The sequence below is a fragment of the Levilactobacillus namurensis DSM 19117 genome, assembly GCF_001434785.1.
Taxonomy (GTDB): domain Bacteria; phylum Bacillota; class Bacilli; order Lactobacillales; family Lactobacillaceae; genus Levilactobacillus; species Levilactobacillus namurensis.
Genome location: NZ_AZDT01000062.1, coordinates 13,015 through 26,040 on the forward strand (window position 1 = coordinate 13,015; position 13,026 = coordinate 26,040).

11 protein-coding genes, 8 tRNA genes and 1 riboswitch are annotated in these 13,026 nt (G+C 51.5%); of the genes, 1 reads left to right on the top strand and 18 read right to left on the bottom strand.

Features of this window, described 5'->3' with window-relative positions:
* Positions 1–11: 11 nt before the first annotated feature.
* The 15 genes from FD30_RS09105 to FD30_RS09175 form a co-directional block, all read right to left on the bottom strand.
* Entirely contained in the window at positions 12–617 is a 606-nt protein-coding gene (locus FD30_RS09105; RefSeq protein ID WP_056944774.1) for a TetR/AcrR family transcriptional regulator, read from the bottom strand.
* A 133-nt stretch (positions 618–750) separates the two neighbouring features.
* Positions 751–3,237 carry an ATP-dependent Clp protease ATP-binding subunit gene (locus FD30_RS09110; RefSeq protein ID WP_056944775.1) on the bottom strand — a complete coding sequence of 829 codons (2,487 nt, stop codon included), beginning with the start codon at positions 3,235–3,237 and terminating at the stop codon, positions 751–753.
* A 17-nt stretch (positions 3,238–3,254) separates the two neighbouring features.
* On the bottom strand, positions 3,255–3,722 hold the full coding sequence (locus FD30_RS09115; RefSeq protein WP_024746856.1) for a CtsR family transcriptional regulator: 468 nt from the start codon (positions 3,720–3,722) through the stop codon (positions 3,255–3,257).
* 341 nt (positions 3,723–4,063) lie between these two features.
* Positions 4,064–4,137 (bottom strand) — tRNA-Pro (locus FD30_RS09120).
* 47 nt (positions 4,138–4,184) lie between these two features.
* A tRNA-Pro gene (locus FD30_RS09125) sits at positions 4,185–4,258 on the bottom strand.
* Between the two features lie 33 nt (positions 4,259–4,291).
* Positions 4,292–4,365 (bottom strand) — tRNA-Arg (locus FD30_RS09130).
* Between the two features lie 22 nt (positions 4,366–4,387).
* Positions 4,388–4,473, bottom strand: a tRNA-Leu gene (locus FD30_RS09135).
* Positions 4,474–4,485: 12 nt separating this feature from the next.
* Positions 4,486–4,557: transfer RNA gene (locus FD30_RS09140), tRNA-Gly, on the bottom strand.
* A gap of 25 nt (positions 4,558–4,582) precedes the next feature.
* Positions 4,583–4,655, bottom strand: a tRNA-Thr gene (locus tag FD30_RS09145).
* A gap of 35 nt (positions 4,656–4,690) precedes the next feature.
* A tRNA-Leu gene (locus tag FD30_RS09150) sits at positions 4,691–4,772 on the bottom strand.
* 36 nt (positions 4,773–4,808) lie between these two features.
* A tRNA-Val gene (locus FD30_RS09155) sits at positions 4,809–4,881 on the bottom strand.
* Between the two features lie 368 nt (positions 4,882–5,249).
* Complete coding sequence (serS, locus tag FD30_RS09160) at positions 5,250–6,521, bottom strand: serine--tRNA ligase (RefSeq protein WP_056944776.1); 1,272 nt, start codon at positions 6,519–6,521, stop codon at positions 5,250–5,252.
* A gap of 281 nt (positions 6,522–6,802) precedes the next feature.
* The gene (locus tag FD30_RS09165) at positions 6,803–7,435 is read right to left on the bottom strand and encodes a deoxynucleoside kinase (RefSeq protein ID WP_024746854.1); all 633 of its coding nucleotides are present in this window, start codon (positions 7,433–7,435) and stop codon (positions 6,803–6,805) included.
* Positions 7,436–7,641: 206 nt separating this feature from the next.
* Complete coding sequence (locus FD30_RS09170; protein WP_371862350.1) at positions 7,642–9,153, bottom strand: amino acid permease; 1,512 nt, start codon at positions 9,151–9,153, stop codon at positions 7,642–7,644.
* Between the two features lie 117 nt (positions 9,154–9,270).
* Positions 9,271–9,450, bottom strand: a riboswitch (Lysine riboswitch).
* Between the two features lie 66 nt (positions 9,451–9,516).
* Complete coding sequence (locus tag FD30_RS09175) at positions 9,517–10,053, bottom strand: GNAT family N-acetyltransferase (RefSeq protein ID WP_056944777.1); 537 nt, start codon at positions 10,051–10,053, stop codon at positions 9,517–9,519.
* A gap of 89 nt (positions 10,054–10,142) precedes the next feature.
* Between FD30_RS09175 and FD30_RS09180 the strand changes: the two genes are divergently transcribed.
* Positions 10,143–10,934 (top strand): lp_1002 family arylesterase, encoded by a 792-nt coding sequence (locus tag FD30_RS09180; RefSeq protein WP_056944778.1) that lies wholly within the window; start codon positions 10,143–10,145, stop codon positions 10,932–10,934.
* Positions 10,935–10,995: 61 nt separating this feature from the next.
* Here the strand turns inward: FD30_RS09180 and FD30_RS09185 are convergent, their stop codons facing one another.
* The 3 genes from FD30_RS09185 to FD30_RS09195 form a co-directional block, all read right to left on the bottom strand.
* A complete protein-coding gene (locus FD30_RS09185; RefSeq protein WP_056944779.1) occupies positions 10,996–11,664 on the bottom strand; it encodes a phosphatase PAP2 family protein in 669 nt (222 codons plus the stop codon).
* A 101-nt stretch (positions 11,665–11,765) separates the two neighbouring features.
* Positions 11,766–12,221 carry a threonine/serine exporter family protein gene (locus tag FD30_RS09190; RefSeq protein ID WP_034545019.1) on the bottom strand — a complete coding sequence of 152 codons (456 nt, stop codon included), beginning with the start codon at positions 12,219–12,221 and terminating at the stop codon, positions 11,766–11,768.
* A gap of 12 nt (positions 12,222–12,233) precedes the next feature.
* On the bottom strand, positions 12,234–12,989 hold the full coding sequence (locus tag FD30_RS09195) for a threonine/serine exporter family protein (protein WP_024746848.1): 756 nt from the start codon (positions 12,987–12,989) through the stop codon (positions 12,234–12,236).
* Positions 12,990–13,026: the final 37 nt, after the last annotated feature.

Genomic DNA, 13,026 nt, shown 5'->3' on the forward strand with positions numbered 1-13,026 from the left:
ATGACTAACGCTTACTTTTTAACCGCAATCCCGTACAAAATTAACTGTAAGAGGGTCACGACTTGTTGATGTTGCGAAGCGTCTGCCGGGCCGACATGGTGAAAGTTGTTAAACAGTGGACTCAGACTGGTCAAATAGAACGACGCTGCCTCTTGGGCATCCAATTCTGGTCGCAGGGTCACCAGTCCCTGGTCAAAGAACGCCGCTAAGGGTCGCATATAATCGGTCATAAACAAGCCACCAAGTTGGTGCCGGTTATCCGGCTGCAAGAACCGGAAGCTCCCGTGGAGGACCGTGAAGACGTCTCGCGGATGCACCGTCAGTAGGACTTCCGTTACAGCTGCCAGCGCTTCGACCGGATCAGTCTGTTCACCGGCCTTGACCTGAGCAGTCACCTGATTAATTCCCTGCTGGGCTTCGGCACCAACTTCCGCTACCACGGCCAAGAAAATGGCTTCCTTATCACTAAAATGATGGTACAAAGCGGGTTGCGTGATGCCCACCTGACGTGCGATCTCACGCGTTGAGGTCGCTTGATACCCCAACGTCAAGAACTGTTGCCGGGCTGCCGCAAGAATCGCCGTATGGGTCTGGGTCAGCTGCTCTTTTCTCTTCATCCTGTTTGAGTCCTTTCCTATGAAAACTGTTGCTAGTGTACCACAGTTTAGGACCCCTCTCAACGCAAAACCACGCGCCAATCCCGCTAACTCGAGATCGACGCGTGGTATTCTCTATACCGCTAGTTATCGTTTAGTGATTCGTCACTGGTTTAGGCGTCGCGGTCGGCTTTACGTTGACCGTGATCTTTCCCCGGGTGGCCCCAATGGTCACTTGATCATTGGTCTTGATGTCCCCCGACAGGAGTGACTCACTCAATTGATCTTCGACCTGGGTCTGGAGCGCACGCCGTAATGGCCGGGCCCCATACTCTGGGTCATATCCATCCTTAGCGATGGCATCGATAGCTGCCGGCGTGAACTTCAACTTGATATCTTGTTCCGCGACCCGCTGTACGATCTTCTGGGCCATCAACTTGACGATTTGATGCAGTTCCGGCTTCTTCAAGGCATGGAAGATGACCGTTTCGTCGATCCGGTTCAAGAATTCTGGCCGGAAGGATTGCTTTAACGTCTGCCGAATGGTATCCGCCATCGCGTGGTAATTATCGGCCATATCGGTGGCCCCGAATCCAACGGTCTTCTCATCCCGTAGCTTGGTAGCCCCCAAGTTCGACGTCATGATCAAAATCGTGTTGCGGAAATCGATCCGCCGACCCTTGGAGTCCGTCAGGTACCCGTCGTCTAAGACCTGCAACAAGAGGTTGAAGACATCCGGGTGGGCCTTTTCAACTTCATCGAACAGGACCACGGAGTATGGCTTCTGCCGTACCTTTTCCGTTAACTGTCCGCCTTCGTCGTAGCCCACGTAGCCTGGCGCCGACCCAATCAAACGACTGGTTGAATACTTTTCCATGTACTCACTCATGTCGACCCGGATCATGTTGTCTTCGGAACCAAACATCGCCGCGGCTAACGCCTTGGCCAGTTCCGTCTTCCCGACCCCGGTCGGGCCTAAGAACATAAACGACCCAATCGGCCGGTTCGGATCCTTCAAGCCAGAACGAGCACGCCGAATTGCTCGTGCCACCGCCGAAACGGCTTCATCCTGACCAACGACCCGCTGGTGTAAGATCTTTTCCAAGTTGACCAATCGGTCGGCATCGGTTTGCTTGAGCTGCGTCAACGGCACACCGGTCCATTCAGCCACGACCTGTGCCACATCTTCCCCCGTTACATCCAGGGTATAATGCTTAGGCTCATCTGGTTGCGCCGCTGCCTTGGCTTCTCTAGCCGCAATCTTCTCACGCAACGCGATTTCTTGCGTCCGCAACTGAGCGGCCTTCTCAAAGTCTTGTTGTTCGATGGCCGCGTCCTTATCACTCGCCAGTTGGGTCAACTCTGCGGCTTGTTTTGACGCCGTCGTTGGCTTGTCCATCTGGTCAATGCGGACCTTAGCCGCCGCTTCGTCCATCAAATCGATGGCCTTGTCAGGTAAGAACCGGTCGCTAATGTAGCGTACGGACAATTTCACGGCTTGATCCAAGGCCTCATCCGTGATGTTCACGTGATGGTGGTCCTGGTACCGTGGTCGTAAGCCCTTCAAGATCTGTAAGGCTTCGGCTGACGTTGGTTCGTCAACTTGGACCGTTGCAAACCGCCGTTCCAACGCTGCGTCAGATTCAATATACTTCTGATATTCGTCTAACGTCGTCGCCCCGATCGTTTGCAGTTCCCCTCGAGCCAAAGCTGGTTTCAAAATGTTCGAGGCATCAATTGCCCCTTCGGCACCACCAGCTCCAATCAGGGTGTGCAATTCATCAATAAAGAGAATGACGTGACCATCGTTATAGATTTCTTCAATCACCTTTTTCAGGCGGTCTTCGAATTCACCACGGTACTTGGTTCCGGCAACTAACGACCCCATATCGAGCATCATCAGCCGCTTCTGTTGCATATCTTCCGGCACGTCTCCCGCAACGATTCGTTGGGCCAAGCCCTCGGCAATCGCCGTCTTCCCGACACCGGGTTCCCCAATCAAAACGGGGTTGTTCTTGGTCCGGCGACTCAGAATCTGAATGACCCGCTTAACTTCCTTATCGCGCCCAACCGTGGGGTCCATCCGACCTTCCTTAGCAGCCTGGGTCAAGTCCCGGGCTAAGGAGTCCAAGGTCGGCGTCCCGCCTTGAGCGGCCGCCCGCCGAGAACGGCTATCGTTCCGCCGCTTAGGCGTATCGGCAATCCCCAGCTTCCGCAAAACGACTTTGCGGGCACTGGTCAAATCAACGTTTAAGTTCTTTAAAATCCGGGATGACAGAATCGTCTCGTCACTCAGCAAAGCTAACAACAAGTGTTCCGTCCCAATCTTAGTGGCGCCCAAACGCTTAGCTTCGTCCCCGGCCATCGCCAACATGGCTTTTGCCTTGGGCGAATATGGCAAGTAACTGTCTTGGTCCGTGCTGGCTAAGGTGCCATACCCCGTAAAGCGTTCAATTTCTTCACGAACATCGTCGTCCGTCACTGAAAACTGCTGTAAGACCTTGTTGGCGATCCCGTTCTTTTCAATGGTGAGGGCTAGCAGCAGGTGTTCAGTACCCACCGCCTGATGCTTAAAATACTTGGCCTGTTCCTGTGCGAGAACGAGTACGCTCTTAGCACTGGGTGTAAATAGGTTATCCATTGCAACTCCTCACTTTCTTAACTCTCGTAACGTAGGTGGTCGAGGATTGAGATTAATACCCGAGCGCGGATGCGTTCATCCACCTCGCGGCTCCCAGTATTAATGGCGCTTTTATCAATCGCCGCCAACATAATGTTGGCCTCTCGCCGATTGATTGAGCCCGCTTCAAACAAGCTCCGGACAATTGCTAACCCGTCATGGCGCGTAATCTGATCACCCACGGCCGTCACTAGTGAATCAATGAAATCTAGGTTATCTAGTAATTTCACCTTTTCGATTCGAATGTAGCCACCGCCGCCCCGTTTACTACGTACCACGTACCCATCCTGGATCGTAAAGCGCGTCTTAATCACGTAGTTGATCTGGGAGGGAACCACGTTAAATTGGTTCGCAATTTCTGAGCGCCGAATCTCAACCTCCTGGGAATCAGCCAGGATCTGCTTGAGGTAAGCTTCAATAATATCCGAAATATTTTGATTCTCCATTATCGTCACCCCTTTGCGCAGTTTTCTTGACTAATATTGACTAATATTATACGAACTTCCAGTAGAAAAGCAATTGATTCGTCTTTCCAGCAGTCGTTCGCCGAGCTTCTTGCTTCTAAAGCCCTACTTATATAGTAGCTTCTTTTGGGCCAAGATGATAGGAAAGCGCCTATTTTGCAAGGGCTAGTCCCGCCTATCAGCCTAACGTTCAGCGGAGACGGCAGCAAAGTAGCAACTGAAAGCTCTGGTAATCCATGATACCAAAAAAGGCCCCGGCTTCCAAACGATTCGATGGAAAGCCAGGACCCACTTAAGTTTATGTTGGTTTAAGGTCTAAAAAATCGGGAAGACAAGATTTGAACTTGCGACCCCCACGTCCCGAACGTGGTGCTCTACCAAGCTGAGCTACTTCCCGATAACAAAACCTGTATTTATCATAATGCAACGACTCTGACGAGTCAATCGGGAAGACAGGATTCGAACCTGCGACCCCCTGGTCCCAAACCAGGTGCTCTACCAAGCTGAGCTACTTCCCGATAAGTCCTTAGGTAAAACCTAAGCAACAAAAATGCACCCAGTAGGAGTCGAACCTACAACCTTCTGATTCGTAGTCAGACACTCTATCCAATTGCGCTATGGGTGCAAATAATAACTATTCAGTTAAATGCCGAGGACCGGGATCGAACCGGTACGGTCATCACTGACCGCAGGATTTTAAGTCCTGTGCGTCTGCCAATTCCGCCACCCCGGCAAAGGGTGTTAAAGCGGAAGACGGGATTCGAACCCGCGACCCCCACCATGGCAAGGTGATGTTCTACCACTGAACTACTTCCGCATTGGCTATTAAATTAATGGTGCCATGCCGACTAGAGGATTCGAACCTCCGACCTCCTCATTACTAGTGAGATGCTCTGCCAACTGAGCTAAGTCGGCAAAATATTAAGGAACATATTTTGCTGTAATCCTAATGCAGGTGAAGGGACTCGAACCCCCACGTCATAAGACACTAGAACCTAAATCTAGCGCGTCTGCCAGTTCCGCCACACCTGCGTAGTGACGATGGTTCCACAGGAACCGGAGTCCCGATGGAGGATACAGGGCTCGAACCTGTGACCCTCTGCTTGTAAGGCAGACGCTCTCCCAACTGAGCTAATCCTCCATAACGTTCAATCGAATTAATCAATAACTCGTTTGAAACAACTATTATAATTTACCATGTCGTGTGAAGCTTGTCAACAGCTTTTTTGAAATCTTTTTGAATAAATATTCGGAAGACTTTCAAATGTTTTGATGTAATGGAACTCGCTCACAACAACTATTCTAATTTACCATGCCATCTAGAAGCTGTCAACAACTTTTTGAATATCTTTTTTGAATAAATATCCGCTAGTTGAATAACTACTCCCTCAACAACATTTATTATTCTAGCGTAACCCTGAATAAAAAGCTACCCCTTTTTTGCATTTTTTTGCAAAAAAGGCCAAAAAAACGGCCGGAAACGAATTTCCGACCGTGCATAACGTATTTTTACTTGGTAATCTTGGTGACGCCACCCATGTAAGGAACCAGAACTTCTGGAATCGTGACGGAACCATCGGCGTTTTGGTAGTTTTCCAAAATCGCTGCAACCGTCCGACCCACAGCCAGTCCTGATCCGTTCAACGCGTGAACGTACTGCAACTTGCCCTTATCGTCCCGGTACTGGATATGTGCCCGACGTGCCTGGAAGTCCGTCGTGTTCGAGCAACTCGAGATTTCCCGGTACGTGTCTTGTTCTGGGAACCAGACTTCCAAATCATGGGTCATCGCCGCCGTAAAGCTCATGTCACTAGTCGTCAGGGTAATTACATGGTAGGCCAACCCTAACTTCTGTAAGAGGTCCTCAGCGTGCTTAGTCAGGGACTCCAATTCATTCCAGGAATCTTCTGGCTTACAGAACTTCACCATTTCAACCTTGTTGAACTGGTGTAACCGAATCAACCCCCGGGTATCCCGGCCGGCACTCCCGGCTTCAGAACGGAAAGCGGGCGTCAACGCCGTAAACCAGACTGGCAAGTCCTCTTCAGGAATCACTTCATCCCGGTAGTAGTTGACCAATGGCACTTCGGCCGTAGGAATCAGCGTCATTTCTTCGTTCTTTAATTGGTAAACGTCTTGCTTAAACTTCGGGAATTGGCCCGTTCCGTACATCGAATCGTCATTCACAATGTAAGGTGGCAGAACTTCCTTAAAGCCAGCGGCCGTGTTTTGGTCCAAGAAGAAGTTATAGACTGCTCGCTCTAACCGAGCCCCTAAGCCCATGTAGTACAGGTAACGACTCCCAGAGACCTTCGCCCCCCGTTCAAAGTCCAAGATCCCCAGATTTTCCCCAATTTCCCAGTGAGGCTTTGGCGTGAAGTCCAGGTTAGGCTTCTCCCCCCACTTACGGATTTCAACACTACCGTCTTCCGTCAGACCAACTGGAACGTTGTCATTAGGAATGTTAGGCAAGTGCGCTGCAGCGTCGTGAACCTGGGCCTTCAAGTCATCCAATTGGGCATCGATCTTCTTAATGTCCCCACTGACCTGCCGCATCTCCGTAATCTTGTCGTCAGCATCCTGCTTATTCCGCTTTAACTGGGAGATTTCGTCGGAAACCTTGTTCCGTTGCGCCTTCATGGTCTCACTCTTCACGATCAATTCCCGCCGCTGAGCGTCCATGGCTAACAAATCATCAATATCGGCCGGGTCAACGCCCCGGGTAGCCAACTTTTCCTTAATAAAATCCGGTTCTTGGCGAATCAACTTTAAATCTAGCATGTGTGTTACTCCCTTCTGGTAGTCGGTGAGACCAAAAAAGGCCCTCGTCACATGGGACGAAGACCTTCGCGGTACCACCCAAGTTCACCACTGGTCGCCCAGTGATACCCTTGAACATGATAACGGTTTGCACCGTGCAGCATTACCTGCCCACTATTTTAGTGCTGGAATCTTCGACGTCGTGGTTCACAGCTTCCCCACTTCTCTGACCGTCTACTTAATAGGCACCCGTGTTTAATAAGTTACGCTCATCATACCGCATTTTCCCCGGCGTGACAACACTAGAGCGTTGCAATCTTTTCATCAATTAATTGTAAAACTTGTTGCCGGGCAGCGGAATCTTCGACAAAGTCAAGTGCATCCCCGTTGATCTGCATCTTCGGCGACTTGTCGTAGTTGGCGTACCAATCCGTATACCGTTGATCCAATTCCTTGTAGTAATCGTAGAGGCTCGGGTCATTGGCAATCTGCTCGTAAGAACGACCCCGCTTCTTGATCCGTTCCAACATGGTCTCAAACGAGATGTTGATGTGGATCAACAGGTCCGGGTTCTTCCGGTAAGTAGCTTCTGGCAATTCCTGCATCATGTTCCGCAACAGGGAATCGTAAATGTCCACTTCCGTGTTGGTGGCCCGTCCCAGATCGGCGTTCAAGTGGAAGAGTAAGGAATCTTCAAAGATCGAGCGATCCATCACGCTTTCCCGGTCAGCATTCGCCGCCTTGATGCTGTCCAGTCGTTTGTTTAAAAAGTAGATCTGCAGTAAGAAAGCATACTTCTGGGGATCCTTGTAGAATAGTGGCAAAATTTTGTTGTCATCCACCGATTCATAAAATGCTGGTTTGTGTAAGTGTTCTGCCAATAAACTGGTTAGACTCGTCTTTCCAGCCCCGATAGTTCCCGATAATACAAGCATGCGATCTCTCCTTTAATTCTATCCCGATACAGTGCCTTTGTGCACTGCCAAAAAGCAACACCACATATTGTACCAACCGGACGCCTAAAAGACAATATATCGTAGAAATTTTCCGGCCGTCACATCACAAGCATTGGCTAACCAGCAGACTAAAAAGCGGTCGCACCGGCTTCCCGGGCAACCGCTCATGCTTCATTTTGTTTTATCTAGCCTTGGTCTTGTTCAGCCGCAGCGTCGTCCTTCAACGTCCCGTCCTTGTGTACGGGGGAAACGTCGACCTTGTCCAACGGAATCAGCTTAGTGTGCTTCTTCAGCTTGTACCCAATGAACAGGATTAAGACTAACGGTACACTGATGTAAGTGACCAGAACTTGTTCCCAGTTCCCAGTGAAGAAGGATTGTGGATCTTGACCCACGATCACAGCCACACACAGAACCAATGCCAGGATTGGTCCGAATGGGAACCACTTTGCATGGTACTTCAATTCAGATAATTGGTGACCTTGCTTGATGAATGCCCGACGGAACCGGAAGTGAGACAACGCAATCCCGAACCAAGCAATGAATCCAGTCAACCCACTAGCAGCCACTAACCACAGGTAGATCTGAGGTCCCGCGATACTACTAATAAACGTCAAGGCAGCCACGATGGTCGTTGCAATCAAAGCAAAGTAAGGAATCCCGTTCTTACCCGTCCGTTCCAAGAAGTGTGGTGCGTACCCTTCCTTAGACAGGGAGTACAGCATCCGCGTTGAGGCATACATCCCAGAGTTGGCCGCGGAGATGACGGACGTCAAGATAACGGCGTTCATCACACTAGCCGCAGCAGCCAACCCGGCACGCCGGAAGACCAACGTGAAGGGACTGATGGCCACATCACTAGCAGAAGACCCTAACAGATCATGACTGGTGTAAGGTAAAACAGCGGCGATGACAAAGATAGCTAAAATGTAGAATAAAATAATCCGCCAGAAGACTTGGTTGATGGCCTTAGGCACACTGTGTTGTGGATCCTTGGATTCTCCCGCAGTGATTCCGACCAGTTCCGTTCCTTGGAACGAGAACCCGGCGACCACGAAGACACTCAAGATGGCTGGGAAGCCACCCACGAATGGGGCTTGCTTGTACGTGAAGTTGCTCAAGCCAGGACCCTTGCCGCCCATGATACCCACGATGGTCATTAACCCAACGGCTAAGAAGACGAAGATCGTGACCACCTTAATCAGCGACATCCAGAATTCGGTTTCCCCGAACGCCTGAACGGATAACGCGTTAATGGTCACAATAATCACTAACGCCAGTAAACTCCAGATCCACCCTGGGACCCCGGGAAGCCAAAACTTCATGACCAACGCTGCCGTCGAAATATCCACGGCGACCGTAATTGCCCAGTTAAACCAGTAGTTCCAGCCCATCGCAAACCCTAAAGCCGGGTCAACGTACTTAGCTGAATAAGCGGCGAATGATCCGGAGATCGGCATGTTGGTCGCCATTTCTCCTAAACTGGTCATCAGGAAGTACACCATCAGGCCCATCGCCGTATAGGCGACTAACGCCCCACCAGGTCCGGCCGTCGAAATCGCCGACCCACTGGCAACGAATAATCCAGTACCGATACAACCACCTAACGCAATCATCGAGACATGTCGCGTCTTGAGACCCCGCTTAACTGAATCCGACGCCTTGCTCGTTGTTGCATTCACCATGCTTTGTTCCATAAAAACTTCCTCCTTCTGTGTATAGAAGGACCTTCTCGAAACGACCAGGGGTACTAAAAAATCTCTTCCACAAATTGCTTTGCGAAAGAGATTTGGAAGTCACAGATCCAAGTCAATATCGTTGAAAGCGCCCCGTAACCCTATCGGCTACGACAGTCCCTGATTTGTTGAATCAGGCCCCAACCCACAGCTTAGATAGCTCACCGTGAGTTTCGGCGATCGCCCCTTTAACATTTTTTCATCGGTGGTACCCACCTCCAAAATGCGACTCTTGTTGACCGCGCCTCTTCTATTCGATACTTGTAGTATACCCATCCCCTAATTGCATTGCAAGCCCAAATCTTAGATTTCCTCATGGTTTTCTCATTCAGTTAACTGATAGCGGTACAAGCAATGCCGGACTAAGCCCCAAGTAACGGCATTAGGCGCCATCATTTGGTCGTCAATCAATTCGAACGCTGACTTAATTAAAACCCGCTGTGAACGCGTATTGGTGGCCAAGGTCGTCGCCCAGACCGTGGTGACCTGGGGGAATTGCCGGGGCAGTGCCGTTAGCCAAGCCGTTAGGGCCTCGGGCATCAACCCACGGCCCCAAAACTCCGGTGCTAACAGGTACCCGACATCTAAGGCCCGCGGGCTGGGAGCCCCCGTTGCTTCCACGTGCGGATAACCAATCAAGGTCCCAATCAGTCGATTTGTCGCCGGCCAAACGATGCCGTAATGCACGGGCTGTTGCCGATCAGCCGCTAAACTTGCCGTCACGCGTCGCGTAGAGACCGGCAGACTCAGCCCGGCCGGACCGGCCACAGCGGGATCCGTCAGTAGTTCCCGGTAGTCCGTTAACTGACTTTCCGTTAACGGACTCAGACGCAACCGCGGCGTCGTCAATTCTGGATGCATTCTCTCACCGTCCCTTTCGTTCCGCTTTAGATGCGGTACAATGATACCATAGTACTGGTTCACTTTAATTAAAATCAGGAGGTTTTTCCATGCAAATCATTACGCAATCCTTAGGCGCTGATACTCAAGCCTACCTACGCGGTTATCTGCGTCAAGACGCACCTCAAGCCACCTATCCGGCGATGATCATTGTTCCCGGCGGTTCTTACACGCACATTCCGGAACAGCAAGCTGAAGATCTCGCCATGGCCTGGTTTGCGCGGGGCTACCAAGCCTTCTTCTTACGGTACAGTTTTGCTGGCGAAAAAAAGCCGCTGCTTCCCGCACCAGTCGTCGAGCTGGCTCGGAGCGTGGCTAATCTGCGCGAACATGCGGCGGATTGGCAGATCGATGCCGCCCACATCAACGTCGCCGGCTTCTCCGTAGGGGGACATATCGTGGCCCTCTTCAACGATCTCTGGGCAACCGACCACTTGAACCAACTGGCCGGGACCACCCCCACGCAGATTCACCCCCACGCAATTCTTCTGGGTTACCCCGTGATTACCCCACAAGCTGGCTTCCCTAACGACGCCGCCACGCTAGCCCAGTGGACGGATGACCCCGCTCAGATTGCCGCAGATCAACGCGTTACCGCACAAAACGCGCCGACCTTTGCCTGGGTCACCGCCAACGACCCACTGGTCCCCGTGCAAAACACGCTAGCCTACGTGCAGGCCTCGCTGGCTCATGGCGTGGACACTGAATTGCACATCTTCCACAACGGTCCTCACGGTTTGGCCTTAGCCAACCAAGTGACCGCGTGGAAGCCGGGAAGCAACCTGCCTCACGTTGCTCACTGGATCGACCTCGCGACCGAATGGCTGGCCGACCTCAACTAAAGCTTCACTAAGGCAAAAATCGCTCGTGATTGTCCACCGACAACCACGAGCGATTTTTTTGCTAAAGTTCTGAATGGGTCAATAACGGCCAGCGCTTCATCACCGGCGCGAGTCGGATGTACAGCCCCTGGGCAACTTGCAACCACAGGTAAGCCAATAATAAGGCACCAATCGTATCCGTTGGGAAATGTGCACCCACGTAGATCCGCGAAATCATGACCATGATGATCCAGACGATCACAATCAGGCGCACCAACCAGGCCCGCCACGGCGTTGCAATCATGGGAATCAAAATCAGCCAAATCATCGCCATCAACAAGAAGGTCCCAAAGACGTGCCCGCTGGGGAAACTGTACCCGTTATCGATGGCCAAATGACCGGCTGGCCGGGCCCGTTGCACCAGGTCCTTGACCACGTAGGCCACCACGTCACCGCCGGCTAAAGTCGCCAGGCACCAGACTGCCGGAATCTTGAACTTGAATCCCCACAACAGGAACGCCAAGATCACTGTCCACACGATGATCATCTTGGGCTCCATCAACGTGGCCACACCTCGCCAGAACAACATTCTCCCGTTAGACTGGTCCTTTTGCACCACATCGATTACCGATGAGTCCAAAAAAGCCACGTAAGCATTTTGCGCCTTTACGTAAAAAGCCAGAATCAAAAAAAGAATCGTGGTGAGACCAAATTTCCAGGGCCGGTCCCGATCCCGATTAAAAAGCATCATAATAATAGATTCCTTTCGTCGTCTCTAAGTCTAAAATCCCTCGCAATTGAGTATACCACCCCAACCCCATTTTTCTAAACGGAAGTCAGGTTAACAATTGTTTAAAAACGCTTATGTTGCCGCCAAACCCGTTGCCGCAAGCGATTAACCAATTCAGACAACAAAAAGCCAAACGCAATGGCACCAGAAATCATCACCACTTGCAACAAGAAGACCAGGGCCTGATTATTCTGCCCCAATGCAAAGTTCTTGATCATCTCGTAGGCTTGACCCCCGGGCACTAACGGGACCAACGCCGGAATGTTAAAAAGAATCATCGGCATCTTCTTCCAGCGAGCCGCCTGCAAGGACGCCACGCCAATCACCACGGCCCCTAACAGGTTGCCAATCACGTAGCCGCCGCCCCACAGAACGATGAACCGGTAGACCAGATAGCCCAGGACCCCAATCAACCCGCCCATATTCAGGGCCCGGCGGGGGATGTTCAGGAGGACCCCGAAGGCAATCGTGGCCACGTAGGTCCCTATTACTTCAATCACAAATTCAATCACGGTCATGCTGAGACCCCCTTACCAGAATTGTAGAACCATGGCGATGCCAAACCCGATGGCGGCGGCACTGACTAGCGCCTCCACGCCACGCGCGGGACCACTCACTAGGTTCCCCGCCAAGATGTCCCGGACCGAGTTGGTAATGGGCACGCCCGGAACCAGTGGCATCACACTACCGATAATGATGTCGTCGGCATTGTTCCCCAATCCCAGTTGGGTCCCCAAGACCGCTAGCAGGCCAATGACCACCGCCGCCGCAAATTCGGACAGGAAGCGAATCCGAACGTACTTACTTAACAGGTAATACACGATCCAGCCCAACGTCCCCACAACGCAGGTAATCCAAAAGTCTGGCAGGTTATGCCGAAAGACCACTTCCAACGGTCCACTGACCAGGGCCGCTGCAATAACCTGAACCCAGAACGGGAAGTACTTACTGGTGGCATCTAGATGGTCCAAATGATCTGCGAATTCCTGTAACGTGATGTCGTGCGTCGCAAACTTACGTGAGAGGTCATTGACCACCGAAATCTTTTCCAAGTCAAAGGTCCGCCGCTTAACGGGTTCAATCTGCGCGCCCACTTCCCCGTTGATGGCCATCAGGATCCCGGTAATCATCACGAAGAGTTGACTGGTCCGTGCTCCGGCATTCTTCGCGATCCGTGCCATGGTATCTTCCACCCGTTCGATCTCCGAGCCATTCTCGATCATGATGCGTCCGGCTGTCAACGCCGTATGTAAAATCAATTGATCGCGGTCCTTCGACGACTGCATGCGACCGCCTCCTGTTTTCATAAAGTTTTTAATTTAT

What these genes read in the sequence shown, in the direction of transcription:
- FD30_RS09175 (WP_056944777.1), bottom strand. Translation starts at nt 10,053, where the DNA reads ATGCATCCAGAATTGACGACGCCGCGGTTGCGTCTGAGTCCGTTAACG.
- FD30_RS09180 (WP_056944778.1), top strand. Translation starts at nt 10,143, where the DNA reads ATGCAAATCATTACGCAATCCTTAGGCGCTGATACTCAAGCCTACCTA.
- FD30_RS09105 (WP_056944774.1), bottom strand. Translation starts at nt 617, where the DNA reads ATGAAGAGAAAAGAGCAGCTGACCCAGACCCATACGGCGATTCTTGCG.
- FD30_RS09115 (WP_024746856.1), bottom strand. Translation starts at nt 3,722, where the DNA reads ATGGAGAATCAAAATATTTCGGATATTATTGAAGCTTACCTCAAGCAG.
- serS (WP_056944776.1), bottom strand. Translation starts at nt 6,521, where the DNA reads ATGCTAGATTTAAAGTTGATTCGCCAAGAACCGGATTTTATTAAGGAA.
- FD30_RS09195 (WP_024746848.1), bottom strand. Translation starts at nt 12,989, where the DNA reads ATGCAGTCGTCGAAGGACCGCGATCAATTGATTTTACATACGGCGTTG.
- FD30_RS09165 (WP_024746854.1), bottom strand. Translation starts at nt 7,435, where the DNA reads ATGCTTGTATTATCGGGAACTATCGGGGCTGGAAAGACGAGTCTAACC.
- FD30_RS09110 (WP_056944775.1), bottom strand. Translation starts at nt 3,237, where the DNA reads ATGGATAACCTATTTACACCCAGTGCTAAGAGCGTACTCGTTCTCGCA.
- FD30_RS09190 (WP_034545019.1), bottom strand. Translation starts at nt 12,221, where the DNA reads ATGACCGTGATTGAATTTGTGATTGAAGTAATAGGGACCTACGTGGCC.
- FD30_RS09185 (WP_056944779.1), bottom strand. Translation starts at nt 11,664, where the DNA reads ATGATGCTTTTTAATCGGGATCGGGACCGGCCCTGGAAATTTGGTCTC.
- FD30_RS09170 (WP_371862350.1), bottom strand. Translation starts at nt 9,153, where the DNA reads ATGGAACAAAGCATGGTGAATGCAACAACGAGCAAGGCGTCGGATTCA.